A 26,464-nucleotide genomic window follows, 5' to 3' on the forward strand; every position below is an offset into this window, starting at 1 on the left:
TTGAAGTTACCCAATTTTAAAAAGAACCCAAGCGTGTATAAAATTTGTGCGTTTTTAATACTAATGTTTTGTGGATTTGTATCGCAGGCCCAAGTAAATCCTACAACTCAGGATACTGTTAAATCTGGGTATTCCACAGGAAAAATTGAAATTAAAGACCCGCCAAGTATTGTAAAAGCGTATTCCTATGACCCTGTTACGGGAATGTATATTTTATCAAAAAACATTGGCGATTTTCCAACAAGTTATCCTGCAATTTTGTCTCCAAAAGAATTTGAAGATAGAGTAAGAAAGGAATCGATGCGCAGTTATTTTAAAGATAAATTAGACGCTATTGATGGAAAAAATGGAGACAATGATCTTGCCAAAAAGGATTTATTACCCCGTTACTATATTAAATCAGGACTTTTTGAAACCATTTTTGGGAGTAATACTATTGATATAAAACCAACAGGATCTATTGAAATGGATTTTGGTATGCGTTATACAAAACAAGACAATCCTGCCTTTTCTCCTAGAAATAGATCAACACTTTCTTTCGATTTTAATCAAAGAATAAGTATGAGTTTGATGGGGAAAGTAGGAACCCGACTCAATGTAAATGTCAATTATGACACCCAATCTACTTTTGCATTTCAAAATTTAATCAAGCTCGAATACACGCCTACCGAAGACGATATTGTTCAAAAAATTGAAGTAGGAAATGTAAGTATGCCTTTGAATAGCTCTTTGATAAAAGGAGCTCAAAGCCTTTTTGGGGTGAAAACCAAATTACAGTTTGGCAAAACCAGTATTACAGGTGTTTTCTCTGAACAAAAATCACAGACCAAAACTGTTGTTGCCGAAGGTGGCGGAACGGTTCAAGATTTTGATATGTTTGCACTAGATTATGATAATGATCGACACTTTTTTCTTTCGCAATATTTCAGAAATAAATACGATGCGGCCTTAAGAAACTATCCATTTATTGATAGTAGAGTTCAGATTTCTAGAATTGAGGTTTGGGTTACTAATAAGCAAAACCGAGTAACCACTACCAATAACAATCTTAGAAATATTATTGCTATTCAGGATTTAGGTGAAGCCCAATTAACGGGTTTGCAAGATAGCGAAGTAGTAGTTTTAAGCCCGTCAACAGGGATGTTTAATAATCCGGCTGATTCTCCTGCCGACAATACAAATAATGATTATGATCCAGCACAAATTGCAGCTGGAACAGGTTTGTTGAACAATAATATTCGTGAAATTGCTACTTCAAGTTCTGGATTTAATGCTAATGTTAATGAGGGTGCCGATTATTCGAAATTAGAAAATGCTAGAAAATTAAATGCAAACGAATATACTTTCAATCCTCAATTGGGATATATTTCGCTCCAACAACGTCTTGCTAATGATGAAGTTCTTGCCGTTGCATATCAATACACCATTGGTGATCAAGTCTATCAAGTAGGTGAATTTGGTAACGATGGGGTAGATGCAACGATTGTAACCGGTACAACTCCATCTGATCAAGCCATTATTTCGCAAAGTTTGGTGTTGAAAATGCTGAAAAGTAATTTGACCAATGTTAAAAATCCAGTTTGGAATTTGATGATGAAAAACATTTATCAAATTCCGGGAGCCTATCAATTGAAACAAGAAAATTTTAGATTCAATATCCTTTATACTGATCCTTCTCCAATAAATTATATTACACCAGTTTCAGGAAGTACTTTCCCGCCCAATCCATCCGTAGGAAATGAAGTAGCCGAAACACCATTGTTGAAAGTATTTAATTTAGATAAATTAAATTTCAATAATGACCCTCAAGTGGGTGGTGATGGTTTCTTCGATTTTATGCAAGGTTTAACCATTGACACTCAAAATGGTCGAATTATATTTACTACCAAAGAGCCTTTCGGGGAATTATTGTTCTCTAAATTATCTACAGGAACAGGAGAAAATTATAAGGATGTAAATACTTATAATGCCAACCAAAAGAAATATGTGTTCCGAAATATGTATTCTAATACACAATCGGGAGCTTTGCAAGACAGCGACAAAAACAAATTCTTGCTAAGAGGTAAATACAAATCTACAGGAGGCGATGGAATTCCGATTGGTGCTTTCAACGTGCCTAGAGGTTCAGTAGTTGTAACAGCAGGCGGAAGAGTTTTAGTAGAAGGGATTGATTATAGTGTCAATTATCAATTAGGAAGGGTTCAAATTCTAGACCCATCTCTTCAAGCATCGAACACGCCAATTAGCGTTTCATTAGAGAACAATTCAATTTTTGGACAACAAACCAAACGCTTTTTTGGGGTTTATGTAGAGCATCAAATTTCAGACAAGTTTCTCCTTGGAGCCACTTTCTTGAAATTGAACGAAAGACCTTTTACTCAAAAATCTAGCTTTGGACAAGAAACGGTTAACAATAATATGTATGGTTTCAATGGAAATTATTCTTCCGAAATTCCATTTTTTACTCGATTGGTAAACAAATTACCTAATATGGATACTGATGTTCCTTCGAATCTTTCTATAAGAGGTGAAATCGCATTTTTAGAACCTCAAGATCCTAAAGGGAATAGTTTTCAGGGAGAATCAACCATATATGTAGATGATTTTGAAGGGTCGCAATCTACTATCGATATGCGCTCTCCTCACGCTTGGAAATTATCTTCAACTCCAACTAATGATACCGAAAGTTTGTATAATTTTAATGCAAGTGCCAACGATTTGAGTTATGGTTTCAAAAGAGCCAAAATGTCTTGGTACACCATTGACCCCGTTTTTTATACAACAAAACCATCAGGAATTTCAAACGACGATTTGTCGCTTAATACTACAAGGAGAATTTTTAGCGAAGAATTATATCCACTAACTGATATTGCACAAGGACAATCACAAGTAGTAAACACTTTAGATTTGAGCTATTATCCTGCCGAAAGAGGTCCTTATAATAACGCTTTGAATGTTGATGCCAATGCCAAAGATAATTTTGGAGGGATTATGCGTTCGCTAAATTCTACCAATTTCGAACAAGGAAATGTTGAATACATTCAGTTTTGGGTTTTAGACCCTTATGTTGGTGCAGGTGAAATTCCAAAGACCAATACTGGAAAAATTTATTTTAATTTAGGTGAAATTTCCGAAGACGTTTTAAAAGACGGAAGAAAACAATACGAAAATGGATTGGGGCCAGATCAAGTTAAAGTTAATCCTCAGCCACTTTGGGGAGATGTTCCAGCTTCGCAATCCTTGATTTATGCATTCGATGCCAATGCTGCAAATAGAACCAGTCAAGATTTAGGTTTAGACGGTTTAGAAAATGCTAAAGAAGGAGATATTTATAAAAATTATGCCTCTGATCCCGATCCAGCTGCAGATAATTACAAATATTATTTGAATGCAAGTGGAGGAGTTGTAGATAGATACAGAGATTATAATGGAGTGGAAGGAAACTCTGCGGTTGATATTAATGATGCCAACAGAGCAGCAACTTCTGACCCAGATGTTGAAGATATCAATAGAGATAATACGATGAACACCATCAATGCCTATTATGAATATAGCGTAGATGTGAAACCCAATATGAGTGTAGGTCAAAATTATATTACTGATATTAGAAATACTCAGGTTACCTTAGACAATGGGCAAGTGACAGATGCAAGATGGTTACAATTCAAAATCCCAGTTTCGCAACCCGAAAATACTATTGGAAATATTTCTGATTTTAGATCGATTCGATTCATGAGAATGTTTATGACCGGTTTTAGCAGTGATGTTACCGTTCGTTTTGGAGCTTTAGATTTAGTAAGAGGAGATTGGAGAAGATATACAAACACCTTGGATTCAAATGATCCCAACCCGGCCGATGACAAAACAAATTTGGATGTTTTGGCAGTAAATCTTCAGGAAAATAATGATAGATGTCCAATAAATTATATCATACCTCCGGGTGTGCAACAAGAGCAATTGTATAGTGGTAATACGGTTATCAATCAAAATGAGCAATCATTATCATTAAGAGTTTCGGGCGATGGATTAGAGCCAGAAGATTCAAGAGCCGTGTTTAAAAATGTCAGTGTCGATATGCGTCAGTTCAAAAAACTGAAAATGTTTTTGCATGCCGAATCGTTGCCAAGCGAAATTCAGCTTCGTGATGATCAAATGGTAGGTTTTATCCGCTTTGGAAACGACTATACTCAGAATTTCTATCAAATTGAAATCCCTTTAAAAGTAACATTGCCTTCGGGTTCTGTAGGTTCAAACTGTGGCGCGCTTAGTGCCGAAGTCGTTTGGCCTGCCGAAAATGAAATTGACCTTTCATTGGCATTATTGACCAAATTGAAAATTCAAGCAATGAGTATTGATCCAAGTACACTGCCAGCTGATGGAATATATTATCAAAATGAAGAAGATTTAGATCCTTCATTGGCAGGAAAAGCTAATAAATTAAGGATAGGAATTAAAGGAAATCCAAATTTCGGATTAGTTCGAAATTTGATGTTGGGTGTAAAAAATAATGACCTCCACCAAGATATTAAAGGGGAGGTTTGGTTTGACGAACTTCGCGTTGCCGATATGGACAATAGTCGAGGTATGGCTGCTGTATTAAATGTGGATACCAATTTTGCCGATTTCGCAACCGTTTCGGCCACAGGTAGAAAAAGCACCATTGGTTTTGGAGGTATTGAACAAGGACCAAACGAAAGAAATCGTGAGGATACTCAGCAGTATAATATTGTAACTAATTTTAGTATGGGTAAATTATTGCCACCAAAATGGAGAATCACTTTACCTTTTAATTACGCCATTGGAGAAGAAACAATCACTCCAGAATATGATCCGTTTAATGCCGATATTAAGCTGAAACAGTTATTAGACAATACTACTGATGAAGCTGAAAAAGACAATATCAAAAATAGAGCAGTTGATTATACCAAAAGAAAAAGCATCAACTTTATTGGTGTAAGAAAAGAAAGAGGTCCTGAACAAAAACAAAGAGTATATGATGCTGAAAACTTTACATTTTCGCAGTCATATAACGAAGTAGAGCATCACGATTATGAAATTGAGCAATATACAAATCAAGAATCGAATACTACTGTTGACTATGCTTTTAGTTTCCAGCCGAAACCAATTGAACCTTTCAAAAAATCAAAATTCACTAAAAAAAGCAGCTATTATAAAGCATTAAGTGACTTTAATTTTAATTATTTGCCAACCAATATTAATTTCAATACTAATATTAATAGACAATACAATCGTCAACAATTTAGACAAGTAGATGTTGTTGGAATTGGTATCGATCCAATGTACAGAAGGAATTATGCATTTAATTATAATTATGGGTTTAATTATAATTTGACTAAAAATTTAAAATTTACCTACACTGCATCTTCAACCAATATTGTAAAAAACTACATGAATGATGATAATGTGCCCAACGATGATTTGAATATTTGGGATAGTTATTTAGATATTGGAAATGCTAATCAACACATGCAACAATTGGTGATGAATTATGAAATTCCAATTAACAAGATACCTTTGTTAAGTTTTATAAAAGCTAATTATTCTTACACAGGCGACTATAATTGGCAACGTGCTTCAGTGGCATTGTCTGAATATACCGCAGCAGATGGAACTACTTATAATTTAGGAAACACAATTCAAAATGCAATGTCTCATAATTTGAATGCCACGCTTTCAATGGATACATTTTATAAGTACATAGGATTAACCCAAAAAACACAATTAAAACCAAACCCGAAAGCAGTTGCTCCTAAACCAGGTGAAAAAGTAGCCAATACGAATGCGTTAGTTCCAAAACAAAACAATTTCTATAATGGTTTGATAGGCATTTTAACAAGTGTGAAAAATATTCAGGCCAATTATACTAAAAATAGTGGTACCGTTTTGCCAGGATATACGCCAGGAATTGGATTCTTTGGTTCTTCAAAACCAACACTTGGATTTATTTTTGGAAGCCAAGATGATGTAAGATATGAAGCCGCAAAAAACGGTTGGCTTACGACTTATTCCGACTTTAATCAAAATTATACTCAGGTAAGCAATGAAGTATTTAAATCAACGGTAAACATAGATTTGTTGCCCGATTTAAAAATAGATTTGTCGTTAGACAGATCTTATTCTGAGAATTTTTCTGAACAATATGACGTTACCAACGGAATTTACAATCCAAGATCTCCTTATAGCTATGGAATGTTTTCTATTTCTACGGTTTTGATAAAAACTTCATTCTCAGCAAGCGATGAAGTTTCATCAGCAGCTTTTGATGATTTTAGAAGTAATAGGCTTGAGGTTGCTAATCGATTGGCAATTGAGCACCAAAAACGTGATCCTTTATATGATCCAACTATTAAAGACGCAGATGGTTTTCCAAAAGGATATGGCAAAAACAATCAGGCCGTTTTATTACCAGCTTTTTTAGCAGCCTATTCTGGGCAAAGTGCCTCAAGTGTTTCTACAGGAATTTTCAAAAGTTTTCCGGTACCCAATTGGTCTATCAAATATAATGGATTGATGCGTTATGAATTCTTCAAAAAGAATTTCAAACGATTCTCATTGCAACAAAACTATAGAGCTTCTTATACAATTAATGCTTTTAGATCCAATTTTGAATTTGATAAAAACCCAAGTGGAGTCGATGCAAGTGGCAATTTCTTTAACAAAACCATTATGTCTAACGTCAATTTAGTCGAGCAGTTCAATCCGTTGCTTCGAATGGATTTCGAATTGAAAAACTCCTTAAAATTGCTTACCGAAATCAAAAAAGACAGAGCATTATCGATGAGTTTTGACAACAATTTATTGACCGAAGTAAAAGGCATAGAATATATAGTTGGAATGGGATATAGAATAAAAGACGTGGTTTTTTCTTCTCAACTTGCCGATAATCCTACAGGAATTATAAAAAGTGATATTATAATAAAAGCCGATTTGTCGTATCGAAACAACAAAACTATCGTGAGATATTTAGATTATGACAACAATCAATTGGCTGGAGGACAAAATATTTGGTCGCTCAAACTAACCGCCGATTATTCTTTTAGTAAAAATCTAACCGCTATTTTCTATTATGACCATGCCTTTTCGCAAGCAGTAATATCAACTTCTTTTCCATTAACCAACATCCGTTCTGGTTTTACGCTTCGATATAATTTTGGGAATTAATTTTTTGAAAACGGAACTATTTTTGAACAGAAGATTGTTACATTTGTGCCATTAAAAAAAAACTTAAATCATATTAAAATGAACGTACCAGCAAATTTAAAATATACAAAAGACCACGAATGGGTTAGCATTGAAGGTGATGTTGCAACAGTAGGAATTACTCATTTTGCACAAAAAGAATTGGGAGATATCGTTTATGTTGAAGTGGAAACTTTAGACCAAACTTTAGATAAAGACGAAGTTTTTGGAACAGTTGAAGCTGTAAAAACAGTTTCAGATTTGTTTCTTCCATTATCAGGCGAAATCTTTGCATTTAATGATGATCTTGAAAGCAATCCTGAAAGTGTAAACTCTGATCCTTATGGAGCGGGATGGATGATTAAAGTGAAAATTTCTAATCCAGCCGAAATTGATTCTCTTCTTTCTAGTGAATCATACAAAGAATTAATTGGTGCGTAGAACTATTTTTTTATACTCAGCCATATTCTGGACCGGAATCATTTTGTTTTTGAGTTTAGAAAATGCCAACGAAATCAAACAAATCGAAATACCAAACTTTGATAAACTAATTCACGCGGTTTTTCATTTTGTCTTTACAACACTTTGGTTTTTGTATTTAAAAAAGAAATTAGTTACTATTACTAACTTTCCTCTTTTGAGTTTTGCATTAATGGGTTCCTTCTTTTTTGGTATTGCAATTGAATTGATGCAACAGTATTTTACAACAACAAGAAGCGCCGATGTTTTGGATGTTTTGGCAAATCTATTTGGTGCATCTCTGGCCGTAATTTCAATTATTTTGTTGAATAATTACAACAGATTTATAGATAAGATTTAATTTTTACACTAATGAATATCAAGCAATATTTAGATTCTACTTATTTAAAAACGCCTTCTCAAGCGGGACTTAATGAAGCCGAAAATACTGTTATAGTCAAAGAGTTTATTCAAGAAGCTATCGATGAGAATTTCAAACTCATTATGATTCGACCCAACATGGTCGCATTGGCAAACCAAATGATATCTCAAGCAAATTCGGCAGTGCAAATTGGAACAGTAATCAGTTTTCCAGGAGGAACAGCAGGAATTGAAGCCAAACTTGCCGAAGCGACTCAAGCCATTCATGATGGAGCTGACGACCTTGATTTTGTTTGTAATTACGAGGCTTTCAAAGCAGGAAATGTAGATTTGGTAAAAGAGGAAATCCTAAAAGGAACTCAATTAGGTTTGGCTCATAACAAAGTTGTAAAATGGATTATCGAAGTGGCAGCACTTACAGATAAACAAATTATGCAACTTTCGGCATTGATTAAAAACATTGTTATTACTAATTTTAAAGAAGAAAATTACGCTTCGGTTTTTGTAAAATCGTCCACTGGCTTTTATAAAACTGAAAATAATTTGCCAAACGGAGCAACGGTTCCAGCCATAATTATCATGCTCGAAAATGCTTCTCCGCTTCCTGTAAAAGCAGCCGGCGGAGTGAGAACTTATGAGGAAGCAGTCGAAATGATTCGATTGGGCGTAAAACGAATAGGTACTTCTGGAGCCAAAGCGATTGCTAATGGACAAAAAGCTTCTGGCGAATACTAAAACTATAGACACATTATGAAAAAAGGATTTTTGACATTGCTTTCTACTCTTTGCCTTTTTGTTACTTTTGCTCAAGAGGTAAATGATAAAAAACAAACCAGTTTTTCTCCCGAGCAATTTCCTGTTTTTCCAAAATGTGAAAATTTACAATCCAAAGAATTAGAAAAGTGTTTCTACAACCAAGTTCAAGATTTTGTTTTTGAAAATTTTGTAGTTCCTGAAAATTTAGTTCAAAATAATTTTAAAGGAAATGTAAAAGTCCTGTTTGAAGTGGATAAAAATGGCTCATTCAATGTGATTTATGTAAACGCTGTTGATGACGCATTAATCCAAGAAACAAAACGGGTTTTTGCTAAATTTCCAAAGATAAATCCTCCTACTTACAACGGAAATCCAACTTTTGCACAATATAATATTACCATTGCAATTCCCTTAAAAAGCGCTGAACAAATGACAGCCGAAACGGTTGTTGTTGCTGAAACGGCAAAAGCAATTCCCAAACAACTTACCGAATTGGATAGTATTGTGTATAAAAAATTCAACAATCCGCAGTTCAATAGTCATTTGAATGTTCCTTTTTCACACAGTTATTATGCTCATTTTGATGGAGCAATGAATCAGGTTGGAGCCAATAATCATACTGCTTCTAAACCTTATTCTTATGTAGAAGTGGCTAAATATTACAATATTGCGGAAGAGAATGAAAAGATTAAAAAAAATAAAACAGGCTGGTGGGGACGAAAATTGTGGAACGAAAACTTGGTCGAAATTCAAGGCGAAGATTATTGGTTGCTCTTAAATCCAATTTTCGATTTACAAGTGGGTTCGGCTTCTGGAAACAAGCATGTTAATACATTTACAAACACTCGCGGAATTAATTTGAGCGGTGGATTGGGTTCGCAGCTTAATTTTACCACCACCATTTATGAAAGTCAGGGTCGTTTTGCCGATTATTACAATCGATATGCCGAATCTATTAGACCTGCCGGTGGAAATCCAGCCATTATTCCCGGAATTGGAATTGCAAAAGATTTTAAAACTGATGCTTATGATATTCCTTCGGCTGATGCCAATTTGACTTTTGCACCCTCAAAATTTATTGATTTGCAATTGGGTTATGGTCGAAATTTTATTGGCGATGGGTATCGTTCTTTATTTGAAGGAGATGGAGCAAGTCCGTATCCTTATTTTAAAATCAACACCAATTTTTGGAAAATAAAATACACCAATACCTATATGTGGCTCAAAGATGTGCGTCCAGAAGTCACTTTAGAAAAAACATATGCTACCAAGTATATGGCCAATCATTATTTGAGTTGGAATATTTCTAATCGCTTTAATCTAGGTCTTTTTGAATCGGTGATTTGGACAGATACTAATAATCGAGGTTTTGATATGCATTTTGTAAACCCAATTATTTTTTATCGTTCAGTCGAATTTGCCTCATCGGCAAGAACTGGAAATGCTGTTTTGGGCTTGAGTTCTAAATACAAATGGAATAATAATGTAATCTTTTATGGGCAATTCCTGTTAGACGAGTTTTCTCTAAATGAAGTTAAAAACGAAAAAAACAGCTGGAAAAATAAATTTGCTTATCAATTGGGTGTGAAATATTTCAATGCATTCAAAGTAGATAATTTATTATTGCAATTAGAATACAATCATGTGCGTCCTTATGTGTATTCGCATAGCGACCCGATTACCAATTACGGACACAATAATCAAAGTGTAGGGCATCCTTGGGGAGGAAATTTTGAAGAACTTCTTGCCATTGCTCGCTATCACAAAGGGAGATTGTATGCCGATGCAAAAATTACTTTTGGTACTAAAGGGTTTGATTTTGCCAATTCAGGAGCCAAATCCAATTACGGAGGTAATATTTACAGAGATTATGAGCTAGATCGTTATGCTGACAGTGGAGTAACAGTTGGTCAAGGAAACAAAACCAATATTTTCATCACCGATTTACAAGCGGGTTATTTGGTCAATCCAATGACGAATTTGAAACTTTTTGGTAGTATTATTTACAGAAACTTCAACCCAAATCAAAATACAGCCACAGTCTTTAACGAAAGCACCACTTGGTTTTCTTTCGGAATTCGCTCAGATGTGTTTAATTGGTATTTTGATTATTAAAATTTCGGGAATATTTCGGGTAAAAGGGTATAAGCAAACTTTTTCAATTATAAAATGATAAAACTCCTGTTTTAAGAATTATTTTTATTTGCCAAATCCCTTTTGATAAACTACTTTTGCAAAAGTTTTAAAAAACAAACAAAACAAACATTGAGTAGTACGCCCAATACCATTTCTATCAAATCAATTTATACTGATTTCAAAGCAATTACTAAAGCTGGTTTAGCCATTAGTGTTGTTTTCTCATCAATAGCAGGATTTTTGTTGGGTGTTTCTGATTTTCATTCTTTGCATTGGATTATTTTATTAAAGCTAGCTGTTGGTGGTTATTGTATGGTGGGTGCGTCAAATGCCTATAATCAAGTGATCGAAAAAGATTTGGATGCTTTGATGGACAGAACTAAAAACCGTCCTGTAGCCTCGGGAAGAATGAAGTCGAATGCGGCATTGGTTGTTGCCAGTATTCTTACGGTTGTTGGAATTGTTTTGCTTTATACAATCAATCCTAAAACAGCGATGTTTGGTGCGATTTCTATATTTTTGTACACCAGCATTTATACGCCTTTGAAAACGGTGACTTCGTTGTCGGTTTTTGTGGGTGCTTTTCCGGGAGCGATTCCTTTTATGTTAGGTTGGGTTGCCGCAACGGGCAATTTTGGCATTGAAGCTGGAACCTTATTTCTGATTCAGTTTTTTTGGCAGTTTCCTCATTTTTGGGCAATCGGTTGGTTTTTATATGAAGATTACGAAAAAGCAGGGTTCTTTATGTTGCCTACAGGGAAAAAAGATAAAGGAACGGCCTTGCAAATCATTTTATACACCATTTGGCTTATTGTGGCGTCGCTTTTGCCATCTTTAGGTTTTACAGGACAATTGTTTATCTCGCCAGTGGCAGCAGTTTTAGTCTTTTTGCTTGGTCTTTGGATGCTTTTTTATTCGGTAAAATTGTATCAATTAAGAACAGCAAAAGCAGCAAGAACATTGATGTTAGTAAGTGTTTCTTACATTACATTATTGCAATTAATTTATATATTTGACAAAATTTTAAGATAGATATGGCAACGACAATGACCGCCGAAGAGCATAAATCAAGAACAGCAAGATCGTACAAATTGCTGCTATTGTTCGCTATGATCAGTATGATTATGATGTTTGCAGGACTTACAAGTGCTTTTGTGGTAAGTAAATCAAGAGCCGATTGGTTGAAAGATTTTCAATTGCCAACTGCATTTTATTTCAGTACAGCAGTTATTATTGGTTGTAGCATCACTTTTCATTTGGCCAAGAAAGCCATTCAAAAAGACAATCAAAAAGCAACAACATCCCTTCTTTTGGCGACTTTAGCTTTAGGGATTTTATTTGTAGTATTGCAATTTATGGGCTTTGGACAAATTATCGATAGCGGATATTACTTCACAGGTGCCGAAAGTTCGATTACGACTACATTTTTATACATTGTTACAGTAGTTCACTTGCTTCATCTTGCTGGCGGATTAATTGCGCTTTTTATTATCATTTATAAACAACTAAAACACAAATACAATTCGAATCAAACACTAGGAATAGAACTAGGTGCCATGTACTGGCACTTTCTAGATTTGTTGTGGATTTATTTATTTTTATTTTTATTTTTCTTTGAATAAGAAAAAATTGTAGATTTGAAAACTTTTAACTAATATTTTTTTATGGACACAGTTACAACTGCGAATAGCGGAGACAAAGTTTGGGGGGGTGGAGACAACCAACCAATGGGAGCCAGTTATGGTAAAATGATGATGTGGTTTTTTATCCTATCAGATGCTTTAACCTTTTCGGGATTTCTTGCCGCTTATGGATTTTCAAGATTTAAATTTATCGAAACTTGGCCTTTAGCCGATGAGGTATTTACACACTTTCCGTTTATGCACGGAAATCCTCAGCCCATGTTATATGTGGCATTCATGACATTTGTTTTGATTTTTTCATCAGTTACAATGGTGCTTGCTGTTGATGCTGGTCATCAATTAAAAAAAGATAAAGTAGTCCTTTATCTGTTTTTAACGATTATTGGTGGTTTAATATTCGTTGGCTCACAAGCTTGGGAGTGGAAAAACTTTATTAAAGGCGAATATGGTGCAGTAGAAACCAAAGGAGGAAGTTTACTTCAGTTTGTTGACACAGAAGGTCACCGCGTTGCACTTGCTGATTTTGCTGCTACTTTACCTGAAGAAAGAGAGCAATTGACACGAAATAAAGGGCGTTGGTTTATGGATGAAGCTTCTTTGCCAGCCTATTCAGTTGCCGAAGTTCAAGCTGGTTTCAAAGCGCATCCAAATATTTTGGTAAGAACCGAACATATTGATGCCAATAAGAAAAAGACAGTTCTTTCTAGAAGTGAATCAGAATTACGTTTGAAAGATGCGAGTCTAGTTGTTGAAGGTGCAAACCTTACAAGAAACGAATATGGTAGCAAGTTATTTGCTGATTTCTTTTTCTTTATCACAGGTTTCCACGGTTTCCACGTATTTTCTGGAGTAGTTATCAATATCATTATCTTCTTTAATGTATTACTTGGAACTTACGAGAAAAGAAAAAGTTATGAAATGGTAGAAAAAGTAGGACTATATTGGCACTTCGTTGATTTAGTTTGGGTTTTTGTATTCACAGTTTTCTATCTAATTTAATTCACAAAAAAGATATTATTATGTCACACGCACACGTTTCTAACACAAAAAGAATTTGGACCGTTTTTGGTTTATTATCCATAATAACAATTGTTGAAGTAGCTTTGGGGATTGCAAAACCTGGTTTTTTGCATAACAATAATTTGGTAGGTGTAAATTTGTTAAACTGGATATTCATCATTTTGACATTGGTAAAAGCTTATTATATTGTATATGCTTTTATGCATATGGAAGGGGAGAGAAAATCATTGCAATATGCTGTAATTTTTCCGCTTATTTTCCTAGTGATTTATTTGCTTTTCATCCTTTTGACTGAAGGTGATTATGTCTTCGAGGTATTTAAAAACTCTACCATTAAGTGGAATTTTTAACAAAATATTAATTCAATAAAAAGGTGCGCTTTGCGTGCCTTTTTTTATTTTTGCAGACTATACTTCGGCACAATTATGAAAAAAAATATTGTTCTCTTCATTCTTTTTGTTTTGCCAATTGTTGCCTATCTTTTTTTTGCATCAGGTGTAAACAGTTTCACAAAGCTACCCGTTATTACTACTAAAGTTGCTGATTTTGGCAATTGGAAATCTTTGAAAAATGAAAAAGTTAGTTTGAATGGCAAGATTACAATTCTTGGCTTTTCGGGAACTAATTTGTTAAAAAATAGAGGAAACTATTTCAATTTAAACGAAAAAATTTATCAACGATACCATACTTTCAAAGATTTGCAATTTGTGGTCGTTTGTCCTTTAGGAACCGAAATTCAAGCTGCGAAATTAATGGACAATTTGGATGATTTTACAGATGTTAGTCAATGGCATTTTATTTTTACATCGCCAGAAGAAATAACTAAATATTACAACCAATTAAAACTTGTTGGGAAATTGGATGCAGATTTGGGAACACCTAATGTTTATATTCTTGACAAAGAAAGAAATCTTAGAGGACGTAAAGAGAAAAAAGGATACAAAGAAGGGTACAGTACTTTTCATCCAGCAGATTTGAGCAACGAAATGCTGGACGATTTCAAAGTTATTCTCTACGAATATCGTGCTGCTCTGAAGAAAAATCATAATGCAACAAAACAACTTTAATCTTTAGAAATAATGCTTAAAAACAAATCATACATTGGGATTTCGTTTGTTATTTTGGTTTTCGGAATTTATGCCATTCCCAAGATTGTAAATCGTTTTCAAAACAATGAAATTGTAAAAGGAGATCGATTGGACAAGGTTTCGAATGCAACAGTGGATAATGGAAAGTTGGAAAAAATTGGACCAGCTCCTAAATTCGAACTGGTTAATCAAGATAATAGTAAGATTAACAATGAAACTTATAAGGGAAAAGTGTATGTTTTAGAATTTTTCTTCTCTACTTGCCCTTCCATTTGTCCGAAAATGAATTTAAGTATGTTGCAAATCGAAAAAACATTTTTTGGCAATCCTAATTTTGGAATCGTTTCTATTACAATTGACCCAGAACATGATACTCCAGCAGTTTTGAAAGAACACAGGGAGTTATTAGGAGTAAAATCTTCGAATTGGAATTTTTTAACAGGCGATAAAACCTATATTTTTGATTTGTCTAACAAAGGATTTAATCTTTATGCTGGGCAAGACAACAAAGCAAAAGGTGGTTTTGAACACTCTGGATTATTTGCCCTAATCGATAAAAATGGCGATATTCGTTGTCGTAAAGATGATTATGGAAATCCCATTTTGTATTATGATGGTTTAGATAAAAAAGGAGTTAGAGACATTCAACAAGATATAGCAATTTTACTAAAAGAATAAAAATGGAACAGAAATCAAAATCAATTGAACAAAAATTCAGCACATTTATAATACTAGTTTCTATTTTAATTCCGGTTGCAGTAGCGGTTCTTCTTAGTGTTAGACTAAAAGATTTTGGGATAAATGTTGAGCCACTTCATTTTCTACCTCCCATTTATGCGACGATAAACGGTTTAACTGCTATAGTTTTAGTAACTGGAGTTTGGGCAATCAAAAATGGAAATAGAGAATTGCACAAACGACTAATGACAACGGCTATTGCACTTTCGGTTGTTTTTTTAGTGATGTATATTGCCTATCATTTGACTACTGATTCGACTAAATTTGGAGGCGAGGGATTTATAAGACCCATTTATTTCTTTATTTTAATATCGCATATTGTTTTGTCCATTGCGGTTATTCCATTAGTAATGATTACTTATGTTCGCGCTTTGGCAGAAAAATTCGATGCACATAAAAAAATTGCAAAAATCACATTCCCAATTTGGTTGTATGTTGCTGTAACTGGAGTAGTTGTTTATTTAATGATTTCGCCTTATTATGTTCAGTAAAGTTAGAAGTGAGAAGCGGGGAGCGGGGATCGGGAAGCTGGTTCTTTTTGGAATTTGCTTTTTGTTTTTTGTAATGTCATCCTATGCTCAATGCGCTATGTGTCGAGCAGCTTTGGCAGGTGAAGATAATAAAGTTAAAGCCCAAGCTGTAAATGATGGTATCGTTTATTTGATGATAATTCCTTATGTGCTTGTGGCTGGAATTGGGTATTACATTTATCGAATGAGGAAAAAGAAGAATAATTAATTTTTCAGAGTCCTACTTTCCAACACCTAAGACCCTGAACCCAATGCCTATTTCAACCCATCAACAGCAACATTCACTGTTCCGTTTACTTTTATAAAAGCAATAATGGCTTTGTTGGTCAATTGCACTTTTTGAAATTGTAGGTTGTCCATTTTTCCATTGACAAAAACACCTGGCATTGGCGAATAATTTTTTAAATAGTTTGCCATTGTTTGTTTTCCTTCTTCAAGATTTGGAACGATAGAATAGCGACAGCTTTCCTGAATTTTTCTTAAAACTAGTCCTTGTGCAAGCCAATTGGCAGTTCGCATTAATTTATTTTTGGTATCCAAAGCATAATCTAATTTATCGAAAAAAATTTCTTTGGTTTGCTCATTATATTGTGGGAAACCAGTTAAATAAATAGTTCCGTTAACAGTTCCTATAACGTCCAAAGCAATAACCATTTTGTCGTTTTTATGCCAGATATCAACTTTTTGAACAGTTATTTTCTTACTTCCAGAACCAAATTCTTGGCCTGCAAAATTCTTGTTCATAATTTTTGCAGCTTCGGCAAAAGTTGAAACGGCTGCAATATTTGCTGAGATTTGATTTGGAATTTTAGTTACGGGTTTCAGTATGATTTTGGATGCATCAAATTTTGATTCTGGTTTCGTGCCAACCAAAGTGGTCATAGTGCATTTCATTCCCATGTCCATCAAAAAAGTATCGTTTTTGAGGACAGCATCAGTCGAATAGATTTCAATTGGAGTAATACGCAACCAACTTTCATAAGCTTCGCTCATTTGAAAAGGAGAACAAATTTTTTCTAAAGCTGCCAAAACATTAGGTTTAAAATCCATCGATTTTTCTATCGCCCCATCAATTTTGCTCTCTATTTTTGAACTGAAAATCTTGATTGCTGGAGTCATAAGATAGGTAACAGGGACGTTTTTCCCGAAAACAACCATCGTCGGACTTTCGTTCCAATCCAACGATTTAAGTTCGGTTTTGGTTATGAGTTTCCAATTAGTCAAAGCCACATCGCTCATCAAAGTAACCACTCCGTTAAGGTTGAATTCTTTCGTATTATATAAATCTACGCCTAAACTTTTTGTTCCAATTCTATATTTGAACAAGACTTTCAAAGGTAAAATAGTTTTTATTTTTCCGCCATTCACTTGGGGATCGTTCGTGATAGAAATGGGAGCCAATTTCCAAATTTTCATCTCGATATTATCGTCTTCGATATTGTTGTCTTCATAAATCAAACCATTCAAGAGTGTGTTGGTTTGGTTTTCGACATCTTTTAATTTTACACTAATGGGCAAATTAATAAAGGAAACAGAGTTTTCATAAACCAATGGGTCGGCATTGTCGGGTTCTGGTTTTAAGGCTGCTATTTTATTAGAAGTAGAACAACTTGAAATCAAGAAAATGATTAGAAAAACAACTAGGACGGAAAGGAATTTGAGCATTTTATTTTAGTTTGATTCAACAAAATTAACAAAACAAATATATTTTAGAATTAAACTGTAACATTTTAAATCGAAATAAGTCTTATTCACATATATACGATACCGTATTAACATTCCGTTATTACAATTTCTTTCGCAGAATAATTAATATTGCTCTCTAATTCAGGTAGATATGATTGAAATTAAAGATTTACACAAATCCTATAAAATGGGTAATTCCGAGCTGCACGTGCTAAAAGGAATCAATTTCAATATTAAAGAAGGCGAATTGGTTGCCATTATGGGCTCTTCTGGTTCAGGAAAATCTACGTTGCTTAATATTCTTGGAATACTGGACGAAGCGGATTCTGGTGACTATATTTTAGATAAAATGCCAGTCAAAAATCTTAATGAAACAATTGCCTCTAAATACCGAAACCAATTTTTGGGTTTCGTTTTCCAATCTTTTAATTTGATAAATTACAAATCGGCTTTAGATAATGTGGCGATGCCATTGTATTATAAAGGAGTAAAACGAAAAGAACGCAACGAAATTGCAATGAAATATCTAGAGAAAGTAGGTTTGGTTTCGCATTCACATCACTTGCCAAGCGAACTTTCTGGTGGACAAAAACAACGTGTGGCGATTGCAAGAGCATTAGCTTCAAATCCAAAAGTTTTATTGGCCGATGAGCCAACAGGAGCTTTAGATACCTTGACTTCTTATGAAGTAATGGAACTCATTCAGGGAATCAACGATGAAGGAAAAACCATTTTGATTGTAACCCACGAACCCGATATTGCCGCAATGTGCAAAAGGAACGTGGTTTTGAAAGATGGAGTAATCATCGATGATAAATATGTAGAACAAGTAAGAGCCTCTTCTTATGTTTAATATTGAACGCTGGCAGGAAATATTTGAGGCCATTGCCAAAAATAAACTGAGAACCTTTCTCACGGGAACTTCTGTGGCCTCGGGGATTTTTATTTTGGTCATTCTTCTCGGAGCAGGAAAAGGACTCGAAAACGGAATCGCCAAACAATTTGAAAACGATGCCGATGGCGTAATTTGGATTTGGGCAGGAACCACAACCAAAGAATACAAAGGACTAAATCCTGGAAGACGCATTCAATTGCGAAACAGTGATTTTGAAATATCGAAACAAAAATTTGAAGATCAAATTGATAAAAAAAGTTCGAAATTCAGTATTTGGAATGGCAACATCGTTTACGGAAAAGAAACCGGAAACTATGACTGTCAGGGGGTTTCTCCAGATCATCAAGCCATCGAAAAGGTAACCATTACAGAAGGAAGGTTTGTTAATTTACTTGATATAAAGAATAATAGAAAAGTAGCTGTTATTGGGCAGAAATTAAAAAATGATTTGTTTAAAGAAAAAAATGCCATTGGAGAACAAATCGCCATTAGTAATGTCAAATTTGAAGTAGTTGGCGTTTTTACAGACCCAGGTGGTGAGCGAGAAGAAACTAGAACCTATTTGCCTGTCACAACAGTGCAACAAGTTTTTGGAAGCGGAAGTGATAAAATAAACGATATGTCTTTTACATTACACAAAAAAGACACTTATGAAGAAGCTCTTGCTGAATCGAAGAAATTTACTGACGGAGTTAGTCAATTGCTTAAAGGCAAAAATACCGTCGCTCCTGATGATACAAGTGCTATAGGAATTAATAGTACAGTCGAAAATATCAAACAATTTTATGATTTGAATTTGTATATAAGATTGTTTTTTTGGTGGGTGGGAATTTGCACCATCATAGCCGGAGTTGTGGGAGTAAGTAATATTATGTTGATTATTGTAAAAGAACGAACCAAGGAAATTGGAATTAGAAAAGCCCTCGGAGCAACACCACTTTCCATTGTGGGGATGATTTTGCACGAATCTATTTTTATTACCACAATAGCTGGATTTGTTGGGCTTTTGTCAAGCTTGGCGCTATTGGAATTAGTTGGACCACAAATAAAAAGCGACTATTTTTTAAATCCAGAAGTCGATTTTACCATAGCATTAAGCACATTGATATTGTTAGTAATTGCAGGAGCTTTGGCTGGTTTTTTTCCAGCATATCGAGCAGCCAAAATTAAACCTATTGTAGCACTTAGAGACGAATAATTATGTTGGATAGAGATAAATGGGCTGAGATTTTAGAAGCATTGACAGCAAATACTTTTCGGACATTGCTTACTGCTTTTGGTGTTTTCTGGGGGATATTCATCTTGGTAATTTTACTTGCCGCAGGAAATGGGCTGGAAAATGGAGTGAAACAAGGATTTTCGGGTATGGCAACCAATACGATGTTTATGTGGACACAAACCACTTCAAAACCGTATAAAGGGCTACCAAAATCGAGACAGTTTAGTTTTCAAAATAGTGATGTTCCTGCTTTAAAAGAAAAATTTCCAGACCTTTTGTATGTTTCGCCTAGAAATCAATTAGGAGGTTTTAGAGGTGGAAATAATGTGGTTAGAGGAACAAAAACAGCTGCTTTTAGTGTTTATGGAGACTATCCTGAATATGTGAAGCAGGAATCTATGGATATTGTAAAAGGACGTTTTGTAAATTATCAAGACATTGAGTTGAGTCGCAAAGTGGCCGTAATCGGTCAGGGTGTAATTGACGGATTGTATGATAAAACAGAGGAGGTTATAGGTTCTTACATCAAAGTCAATGGTGTGAATTTTATGGTTGTTGGCATTTATAAGAAAAAAGCAAATGGTAATGATGGCAATGCCGAGGAACAGCAAAAAAATATTTTCACGCCTTTCACAGCTTTTCAACAGGCTTTTAATTTTGGTGACAAAGTGGGTTGGATGGCAATTACCGCCAAAGATGAAGCTTCAATAACCGAATTAAAACCCCAAATTCTAGAGTTTATGAAATCCAGACATTCCATAAGTCCAGATGATGAAAGAGCCATAGGAAATTTTGATTTGTACGAGCAATTTGCAAAGATTTTGGGATTGTTTTCCATACTTAGATTTATTGCTTATTTCGTTGGAACCTTGGTTTTGCTTTCGGGAGTTATTGGGATTTCGAATATTATGCTCATTGTGGTGAAAGAACGCACCAAAGAAATAGGAATTAGAAGAGCTTTGGGGGCAACACCTATGGCTATTCGATCCCAAATATTATTAGAAGCTATTTTCCTGACCATATCTTCTGGAATGTTAGGCATTGCCGCCGCAACAGGAGTTTTGATACTTGTCAATAATATTTTAGATTCAATGCCAAGCGAGGGGTCAATGTTTGCCAATCCAAGTGTCGATTTGGGAGTAGTGTTTTTTGCCTTAGTAATATTAGTGGGTTCTGGATTATTAGCCGGACTTATTCCCGCTCAAACCGCTATAAAAGTAAAACCAGTTGACGCATTACGAACCGAATAAAACAGCAATCAATATAAATCGAATTAAACAATCATCAATATGAAAAAAGGAGTAACCATAACCATTTTAATCTTTATAGCCATTGTATTTTTCGGTGCGCTCTATTATTTGTATGCCAAAAACCAGGAATCTCCTGTTGTTTTTCAGACAGACAAAACCGAAGTTAAAACTATTGTCAAAAACACAATCGCAACAGGAAACATTGTTCCAGACGAAGAAGTGCTCATAAAACCAAATATTTCAGGAATTATCGAAGAAATTTATATCGAAGCTGGACAAACGATTAAAGCAGGCGATTTAATTGCAAAAATAAAAGTGGTTGCCAATGTTTCTAGTTTAAACAATACGCAAAACCAAGTTCAAACGGCTAAAATAAATTTGGATAACCAAGAAAAATTGTTCCAAAGACAAAAAACCTTGTTTGATAAAGGAGTGATTTCAGCCAATGATTTTGATGCAGCTCAAGTAGCTTACAAACAAGCCAAGCAAAATTATGTGGCAGCCCAAAAAAGCAACGATATTGTAAAAACAGGTACCACTTCAGGAATGGGTAATTATGCCAATACTTTAATTCGTTCTACTGTAAACGGAATGGTATTAGAAGTTCCCGTGAAAGTTGGAAATCAGGTAATTGAAAGCAATAATTTCAACGAAGGAACGACTATTGCTAGTGTTGCCGATGTTGGAAAAATGATATTCGTTGGAAAAATTGACGAATCCGAAGTTGGAAAAATAAAAGTAAACTTGCCTATCGAAATTACTGTTGGAGCCATCGAAAATAAAAAGTTTGATGCCGTTTTAACCGATATTGCTCCAAAAGGAAAAACCGAAAACGGAGCCATACAATTCGAAATAAAAGCTTCGCTATCCAACAGAGACGATACTTTTATCAGGGCAGGTCTGAGTGCCAATGCCTCGATTATTCTAGAAAAAGCCGATAAAGTGATGGCTGTAAAAGAAGCTTTAATACAGTTTGATGCCAAAACACAAAAACCGTTTGTAGAAGTTGAAACTGCGAATCAAAAATTTGTTAGAAAAGATCTTGTTTTAGGTGTAAGCGATGGGATTTATGTAGAAATAAAAAGCGGTTTGAAATCTACCGACAAAATAAAAATATGGAATCAAGGCTTGAATACAGAAGAGCCAAAACCGTAAGTTTAGCTTTTAAAAAGAATTTCGATTTTAAAAAAAATGTAAAATTTGTGTAGTACCTTTGCTATGCTTTCATTCCAAAAATATGAAAAAAATAAAAAGTATCAGTCTCGTTATATTCTTGCTGTTTGGCTTGTCGATTCAGGCTCAAACTAAAACTTGGACATTAGAAGAATGCGTTAAATACGCCATAGACAACAATATTTCTATCAAGCAAACCGAATTAGATACTAAAACGGCCGATATTGACAAAAAAGGAGCCATCGGGAATTTTATTCCTTCGTTAAACTCTAATGCTTCGCATTCATGGAACGTGGGTTTAAATCAAGACCCAACTACTGGACTTTTAAGAAATCAAACCACTCAATACTCCTCAATGGGAGTTGGTGTTGGTGTTGATATTTACAAAGGAATGCAAAATCAAAATACACTTCGAAGAGCTAATCTTTCCATAATTGCGGCTAAGTATCAGTTGACAAAAATGCAGGAAGATGTCGCTTTAAATGTTGCTAATGCCTTTTTGCAAGTGCTTTTTAATAAAGAAAATTTAAAAGTACAAAAAGAACAAAAAGCCAATAACGAAAAGCAATTGTCTCGTTCAGAAGAATTGGTAAAAGCAGGTTCTGTTCCAAAAGGAGATTTATTAGACATAAAAGCAACTGTAGCATCCGATGGCCAAAAAGTAGTGGCTGCTGAAAATGCGTTGTTGATTTCAAAATTATCTTTGGCTCAATTATTACAGTTGAAAGAATTTTATGATTTTGATGTAACAGATGAGACTACGGTTAAAGATGAAAATAATATCTTGGCTCAAACTCCATTGGCTATTTATGATAAGGCAAAAGAGCAAAGAACTGAATTGAAAATTGCTAAAACTAATCTTGAAATTGCCGAGAAAAATGTAGCTATTGCCAAAGGAGGTTATCAACCTACATTGCAAGGTTTTTACAATATTAATACTCGAATTTCTTATGCTGATTCGTATAATTTTCAAACAGGTTTAAGTTCTCCAGCACCTCCATTTTCACAGCAATTTGCTGACAATAGAGGTCAAGCTTTTGGGGCACAACTAAATATACCTATTTTTAATGGTTGGTCTGCAAAAAATAATGTAGAACGATCTAAAGTAAATTTAGAAAAATCAAAAATTGCGGTTGAACAAGAAGAATTGGCTTTGCAAAGAAATGTCTATACTGCATTTACGGATGCTAAAGGAGGTTTAAATGCCTATGAATCGGCTCTTTCAGCTTTAGAAGCAAGACAAGAGGCCTACAATTATGCTAAAGAAAAATACGCAGTTGGAATGATGAATTCTTTCGATTTTAACCAATCGCAAACTTTATTTTCAGCAGCACAATCCGAAGTGCTTAGAACTAAATACGATTACATTTTCAAAATAAAAATACTCGAATTCTATTTTGGAATTCCAATCATAAAAAACTAATTCATTATGTCAAAAAAAACCATTTATTTATTAATAGGAGGAGCAGTTGCACTAATTGCTTTATTAATAGCACTTTCTAAAACAGGAGTTATTGGAAATAAAGACAAAGGAAAATCTATTGAAATCGCAAAAGTCAATTCTTCAACAATCGTCGAAACCGTTTCTGCTACAGGGAAAATTCAACCCGAAATCGAAGTGAAAATTTCCTCGGAAGTGTCGGGCGAAATTATTGCTTTGAATGTAATTGAAGGTCAAGTAGTTAAAAAAGGCGATTTGTTAGTAAAGATAAATCCCGATTTGTACACATCAGGATATAATCGAACACTTTCGAATTTGTCGGGAACTAAAGCAAATTTAAGCCAAGCCGATGCTTCGTTTAAAGAAGCCAAAGCCAATTATGACCGAAATAAAACATTATTCGACAAAGGAATTATTTCTAAATCGGATTGGGATAAATCAGTAGCTTCTTTTGAAGTGGCCAAAGCCAACAAACAATCGGCTTATTTCAATGTGCAATCTGCTTCGGCAACAGTAAATGAAGCCAAAGACAATCTAGGACGAACCACCATTTATGCACCTGCCGATGGAACAATTTCTGTACTTAACGTGGAATTGGGCGAAAGAGTTTTGGGAACCCAACAAATGGCAGGAACCGAAATTCTTCGAGTAGCCAATTTAAATAATATGGAAGTTGAAGTAGATGTAAATGAAAACGACATCGTAAAAATAAAAGTAGGAAACGAAGCCAAAGTGGAAGTGGATGCTTATTTGAAAAAACAATTCAAAGGAATTGTGACCAGTATTTCCAATTCAGCCAGTTCGACTTTAACTGCGGATCAAGTAACTAATTTTAAAGTAAAAGTTAGAATTTTGAAAGAATCCTATCAAGATTTATTGGAAGGGAAACCAGCTACTTATTCGCCTTTTAGACCAGGAATGACCGCTACGGTTGATATTATTACCAAAACTAGAGCCAATGTTTTGGCAGTACCAATTAGTTCTGTAGTTGTAAAATCAGATACTACAGCCGTAAAAGGATTTAAGGTAGAAGATGAAGATGAGAAAAAAGCTGCTCCCAAAAGCGACAAAAAACTGGAATGTGTATTCGTAAAAGTGGGTGATAAAGCTAAAATTCGCATTATCAAAACTGGTATTCAAGACGATACCAATATCGAAGTGCTTACTGGACTTAAAAAAGGAGATGTTGTCATCACAGGACCCTATTCGACAGTTTCAAAAGATTTAAATTCTGGTGATAAAGTAACTACCGATAAAGTCGAAGAGAAAAAATAGTGATCAGTGTTCAGTGATCGGTAATTACAGAAAACTCATAACTCATAATTCATTCCCGTTTTGTCTTATATTTTAAACATCGAAACCGCTACCAAGAATTGTTCTGTTGCTTTGGCAAAAGAAGGAAAAACAATTCTATGCAAAGAAATTGCCGAAGAAGGCTATTCGCATGCTGAACGTTTGCATGTTTTTATCGAACAAATCATCCAAGAAGCTGGAATAACTTTCAAAGACATTTCTGCGATTGCAGTGAGTCAAGGCCCAGGTTCCTACACAGGTTTGCGAATTGGTGTTTCTGCGGCAAAAGGCTTGTGTTATGCCTTGGGAATTCCGCTGATTGCAGTAGATACTTTACAAGTTTTGGCTTCGCAAGCCAAGGTTTCTAATGGATGGATAATTCCAATGCTCGATGCCCGAAGAATGGAAGTCTATAGTGCTATTTTTACACCCAATTTCGAAAATAAAAGAGCCGTTCAAGCCGAAATCATCACCGAAAACTCTTTCGAAGATTTACAGGAAACCCTTTATTTTGTTGGTGATTGTGCGGAGAAATGCAAGCCAATTTTGACCAAGGAAAATTATATTTTTTTAGAAGAAATCAAATATCCTTCGGCAAGGGAAATGAGTTACTTAAGTTTCGATAAATACAAAAAAAACGACACTGTGGATGTCGCTTATTTTGAACCTTATTATTTGAAAGACTTTATGATGACCGTTTCGAAGAAATAATTTTTTAATTATTCTTAGAAACCTCTTTCACAAAAGGTTGAATCACGATTCCAGCGGCATCAAAAGCTAATTTACAATTTTCTAAAGTATCGGAAGAAACAGAACCAAAATCGGCATTGTTTGCCCAAGGTCTAACAGCGAGTTGAATCGAGCTGTCTGTCAAAAGTTTTACGGAAACTTCGGCTTCGGGGGTTTTTAATACTTTTGGATTGTTGTTTAAAACTTCGGTAATCAGGTCTTTTGCTTTTTTGATATCGGTGTCATAAGAAATGGAAAGGGTCAAATCGGCTCTTCGGATTCCTTGCAAAGAATAATTGATAATCGTGCCATTCGACAACGAACCATTCGGAACAAAAATAGTTTGGTTGTTGGAGTTGATTAATTTGGTCACGAATATTTGGATTTCGGCTACTGTTCCAATGTTGCCTTGTGCTTCGATTGTGTCGCCCACTTTGAACGGTTTGAAAAGAATAATCAGCATTCCACCGGCAAAATTAGACAAGGAGCCTTGAAGTGACAATCCTACCGCAAGTCCCATTGCGCCTAAGATGGCAACAAAAGAGGAGGTTTCGATTCCTAATTTAGAAATAAAAGTCACGAACAACAAGACTCTCAAAATCCAAAGCAGAATGTCAGCGAGAAATTTGGTCAATGTTGGGTCTAATTCTCTTTTTACCATAATTCTCCTAATGAGTCTATTGATTACTCGAATTACATAAAGTCCAACAAATAGAATCAGGAAAGCCGAAATTAATTTTGGTGAATAATCAATTAAAACTTTAATAAAAGTTTCAGCATAGTTGGCAATGTGTTCTGGATTGACTGTCATTATGAAATAAGTGAAG

The 26,464-nt window shown here is 34.7% G+C and carries 22 protein-coding genes; 20 read left to right on the forward strand and 2 right to left on the reverse strand.

Going from position 1 to position 26,464, the window contains the following annotated elements:
• Positions 1 to 33 precede the first annotated feature (33 nt).
• From sov to C3L50_RS06360, 13 genes are all read left to right on the forward strand, one after another.
• Complete coding sequence (sov, locus tag C3L50_RS06300; protein WP_103805314.1) at positions 34 to 7,182, forward strand: T9SS outer membrane translocon Sov/SprA; 7,149 nt, start codon at positions 34 to 36, stop codon at positions 7,180 to 7,182.
• Between the two features lie 78 nt (positions 7,183 to 7,260).
• Positions 7,261 to 7,641 (forward strand): glycine cleavage system protein GcvH, encoded by a 381-nt coding sequence (gene gcvH / locus C3L50_RS06305; RefSeq protein WP_103805315.1) that lies wholly within the window; start codon positions 7,261 to 7,263, stop codon positions 7,639 to 7,641.
• A complete protein-coding gene (locus C3L50_RS06310; RefSeq protein ID WP_165783981.1) occupies positions 7,634 to 8,020 on the forward strand; it encodes a VanZ family protein in 387 nt (128 codons plus the stop codon). Before gcvH ends, C3L50_RS06310 begins: the two co-directional genes overlap by 8 nt.
• An 11-nt stretch (positions 8,021 to 8,031) precedes the next feature.
• Positions 8,032 to 8,775: a deoxyribose-phosphate aldolase gene (gene deoC, locus C3L50_RS06315; RefSeq protein ID WP_103805317.1), complete on the forward strand. Its 744-nt coding sequence runs from the start codon at positions 8,032 to 8,034 to the stop codon at positions 8,773 to 8,775.
• A gap of 15 nt (positions 8,776 to 8,790) precedes the next feature.
• Entirely contained in the window at positions 8,791 to 10,911 is a 2,121-nt protein-coding gene (locus tag C3L50_RS06320) for an energy transducer TonB (protein WP_103805318.1), read from the forward strand.
• A gap of 150 nt (positions 10,912 to 11,061) precedes the next feature.
• Complete coding sequence (gene cyoE / locus C3L50_RS06325; protein ID WP_103805319.1) at positions 11,062 to 11,964, forward strand: heme o synthase; 903 nt, start codon at positions 11,062 to 11,064, stop codon at positions 11,962 to 11,964.
• Between the two features lie 2 nt (positions 11,965 to 11,966).
• On the forward strand, positions 11,967 to 12,554 hold the full coding sequence (locus tag C3L50_RS06330; protein ID WP_103805320.1) for a cytochrome c oxidase subunit 3: 588 nt from the start codon (positions 11,967 to 11,969) through the stop codon (positions 12,552 to 12,554).
• A 42-nt stretch (positions 12,555 to 12,596) separates the two neighbouring features.
• Positions 12,597 to 13,574 carry a cytochrome c oxidase subunit 3 gene (locus C3L50_RS06335; protein ID WP_103805321.1) on the forward strand — a complete coding sequence of 326 codons (978 nt, stop codon included), beginning with the start codon at positions 12,597 to 12,599 and terminating at the stop codon, positions 13,572 to 13,574.
• 20 nt (positions 13,575 to 13,594) lie between these two features.
• Entirely contained in the window at positions 13,595 to 13,945 is a 351-nt protein-coding gene (locus tag C3L50_RS06340; RefSeq protein WP_103805322.1) for a cytochrome C oxidase subunit IV family protein, read from the forward strand.
• Between the two features lie 75 nt (positions 13,946 to 14,020).
• Positions 14,021 to 14,662, forward strand: coding sequence for a hypothetical protein (locus C3L50_RS06345; protein ID WP_103805323.1), 642 nt, complete (start codon positions 14,021 to 14,023; stop codon positions 14,660 to 14,662).
• A 12-nt stretch (positions 14,663 to 14,674) separates the two neighbouring features.
• The gene (locus tag C3L50_RS06350; RefSeq protein ID WP_103805324.1) at positions 14,675 to 15,361 is read left to right on the forward strand and encodes an SCO family protein; all 687 of its coding nucleotides are present in this window, start codon (positions 14,675 to 14,677) and stop codon (positions 15,359 to 15,361) included.
• A gap of 2 nt (positions 15,362 to 15,363) precedes the next feature.
• Positions 15,364 to 15,912, forward strand: coding sequence for a DUF420 domain-containing protein (locus C3L50_RS06355; protein ID WP_103805325.1), 549 nt, complete (start codon positions 15,364 to 15,366; stop codon positions 15,910 to 15,912).
• Between the two features lie 73 nt (positions 15,913 to 15,985).
• Complete coding sequence (locus tag C3L50_RS06360; protein ID WP_317044954.1) at positions 15,986 to 16,159, forward strand: hypothetical protein; 174 nt, start codon at positions 15,986 to 15,988, stop codon at positions 16,157 to 16,159.
• Between the two features lie 47 nt (positions 16,160 to 16,206).
• Here C3L50_RS06360 and C3L50_RS06365 read toward each other — a convergent pair whose 3' ends face one another.
• Positions 16,207 to 17,616 (reverse strand): DUF4403 family protein, encoded by a 1,410-nt coding sequence (locus C3L50_RS06365; protein ID WP_103805327.1) that lies wholly within the window; start codon positions 17,614 to 17,616, stop codon positions 16,207 to 16,209.
• Between the two features lie 172 nt (positions 17,617 to 17,788).
• Here C3L50_RS06365 and C3L50_RS06370 point away from each other — a divergent pair, with 172 nt between their 5' ends.
• The 7 genes from C3L50_RS06370 to tsaB all read left to right on the forward strand — a co-directional run bounded on the left by C3L50_RS06370 (position 17,789) and on the right by tsaB (position 25,619).
• The gene (locus C3L50_RS06370) at positions 17,789 to 18,490 is read left to right on the forward strand and encodes an ABC transporter ATP-binding protein (RefSeq protein WP_103805328.1); all 702 of its coding nucleotides are present in this window, start codon (positions 17,789 to 17,791) and stop codon (positions 18,488 to 18,490) included.
• Positions 18,483 to 19,730: an ABC transporter permease gene (locus C3L50_RS06375; protein ID WP_103805329.1), complete on the forward strand. Its 1,248-nt coding sequence runs from the start codon at positions 18,483 to 18,485 to the stop codon at positions 19,728 to 19,730. The genes C3L50_RS06370 and C3L50_RS06375 overlap by 8 nt, the downstream gene beginning before the upstream one ends.
• 2 nt (positions 19,731 to 19,732) lie before the next feature.
• On the forward strand, positions 19,733 to 21,001 hold the full coding sequence (locus C3L50_RS06380; protein WP_103805330.1) for an ABC transporter permease: 1,269 nt from the start codon (positions 19,733 to 19,735) through the stop codon (positions 20,999 to 21,001).
• A gap of 39 nt (positions 21,002 to 21,040) precedes the next feature.
• On the forward strand, positions 21,041 to 22,156 hold the full coding sequence (locus C3L50_RS06385) for an efflux RND transporter periplasmic adaptor subunit (RefSeq protein ID WP_103805331.1): 1,116 nt from the start codon (positions 21,041 to 21,043) through the stop codon (positions 22,154 to 22,156).
• A gap of 82 nt (positions 22,157 to 22,238) precedes the next feature.
• The gene (locus C3L50_RS06390; protein ID WP_103805332.1) at positions 22,239 to 23,597 is read left to right on the forward strand and encodes a TolC family protein; all 1,359 of its coding nucleotides are present in this window, start codon (positions 22,239 to 22,241) and stop codon (positions 23,595 to 23,597) included.
• 6 nt (positions 23,598 to 23,603) lie between these two features.
• The gene (locus C3L50_RS06395) at positions 23,604 to 24,890 is read left to right on the forward strand and encodes an efflux RND transporter periplasmic adaptor subunit (protein ID WP_103805333.1); all 1,287 of its coding nucleotides are present in this window, start codon (positions 23,604 to 23,606) and stop codon (positions 24,888 to 24,890) included.
• A gap of 60 nt (positions 24,891 to 24,950) precedes the next feature.
• Entirely contained in the window at positions 24,951 to 25,619 is a 669-nt protein-coding gene (gene tsaB, locus C3L50_RS06400; protein ID WP_103805334.1) for a tRNA (adenosine(37)-N6)-threonylcarbamoyltransferase complex dimerization subunit type 1 TsaB, read from the forward strand.
• Positions 25,620 to 25,623: 4 nt separating this feature from the next.
• Here tsaB and C3L50_RS06405 read toward each other — a convergent pair whose 3' ends face one another.
• Positions 25,624 to 26,448 carry a mechanosensitive ion channel family protein gene (locus C3L50_RS06405; protein ID WP_103805335.1) on the reverse strand — a complete coding sequence of 275 codons (825 nt, stop codon included), beginning with the start codon at positions 26,446 to 26,448 and terminating at the stop codon, positions 25,624 to 25,626.
• Between the last annotated feature and the right edge of the window lie 16 nt (positions 26,449 to 26,464).

It is taken from the genome of Flavobacterium alvei (assembly GCF_002920895.1).
Taxonomy (GTDB): domain Bacteria; phylum Bacteroidota; class Bacteroidia; order Flavobacteriales; family Flavobacteriaceae; genus Flavobacterium; species Flavobacterium alvei.

Bases quoted from the DNA above. Each gene is read 5' to 3' on its own strand.
- gcvH (WP_103805315.1), top strand. From the start codon at position 7,261: ATGAACGTACCAGCAAATTTAAAATATACAAAAGACCACGAATGGGTT.
- deoC (WP_103805317.1), top strand. From the start codon at position 8,032: ATGAATATCAAGCAATATTTAGATTCTACTTATTTAAAAACGCCTTCT.
- C3L50_RS06320 (WP_103805318.1), top strand. From the start codon at position 8,791: ATGAAAAAAGGATTTTTGACATTGCTTTCTACTCTTTGCCTTTTTGTT.
- C3L50_RS06330 (WP_103805320.1), top strand. From the start codon at position 11,967: ATGGCAACGACAATGACCGCCGAAGAGCATAAATCAAGAACAGCAAGA.
- C3L50_RS06335 (WP_103805321.1), top strand. From the start codon at position 12,597: ATGGACACAGTTACAACTGCGAATAGCGGAGACAAAGTTTGGGGGGGT.
- C3L50_RS06340 (WP_103805322.1), top strand. From the start codon at position 13,595: ATGTCACACGCACACGTTTCTAACACAAAAAGAATTTGGACCGTTTTT.
- C3L50_RS06345 (WP_103805323.1), top strand. From the start codon at position 14,021: ATGAAAAAAAATATTGTTCTCTTCATTCTTTTTGTTTTGCCAATTGTT.
- C3L50_RS06350 (WP_103805324.1), top strand. From the start codon at position 14,675: ATGCTTAAAAACAAATCATACATTGGGATTTCGTTTGTTATTTTGGTT.
- C3L50_RS06355 (WP_103805325.1), top strand. From the start codon at position 15,364: ATGGAACAGAAATCAAAATCAATTGAACAAAAATTCAGCACATTTATA.
- C3L50_RS06360 (WP_317044954.1), top strand. From the start codon at position 15,986: ATGTCATCCTATGCTCAATGCGCTATGTGTCGAGCAGCTTTGGCAGGT.
- C3L50_RS06365 (WP_103805327.1), bottom strand. From the start codon at position 17,616: ATGCTCAAATTCCTTTCCGTCCTAGTTGTTTTTCTAATCATTTTCTTG.
- C3L50_RS06370 (WP_103805328.1), top strand. From the start codon at position 17,789: ATGATTGAAATTAAAGATTTACACAAATCCTATAAAATGGGTAATTCC.
- C3L50_RS06375 (WP_103805329.1), top strand. From the start codon at position 18,483: ATGTTTAATATTGAACGCTGGCAGGAAATATTTGAGGCCATTGCCAAA.
- C3L50_RS06380 (WP_103805330.1), top strand. From the start codon at position 19,733: ATGTTGGATAGAGATAAATGGGCTGAGATTTTAGAAGCATTGACAGCA.
- C3L50_RS06385 (WP_103805331.1), top strand. From the start codon at position 21,041: ATGAAAAAAGGAGTAACCATAACCATTTTAATCTTTATAGCCATTGTA.
- C3L50_RS06390 (WP_103805332.1), top strand. From the start codon at position 22,239: ATGAAAAAAATAAAAAGTATCAGTCTCGTTATATTCTTGCTGTTTGGC.
- C3L50_RS06395 (WP_103805333.1), top strand. From the start codon at position 23,604: ATGTCAAAAAAAACCATTTATTTATTAATAGGAGGAGCAGTTGCACTA.
- C3L50_RS06405 (WP_103805335.1), bottom strand. From the start codon at position 26,448: ATGACAGTCAATCCAGAACACATTGCCAACTATGCTGAAACTTTTATT.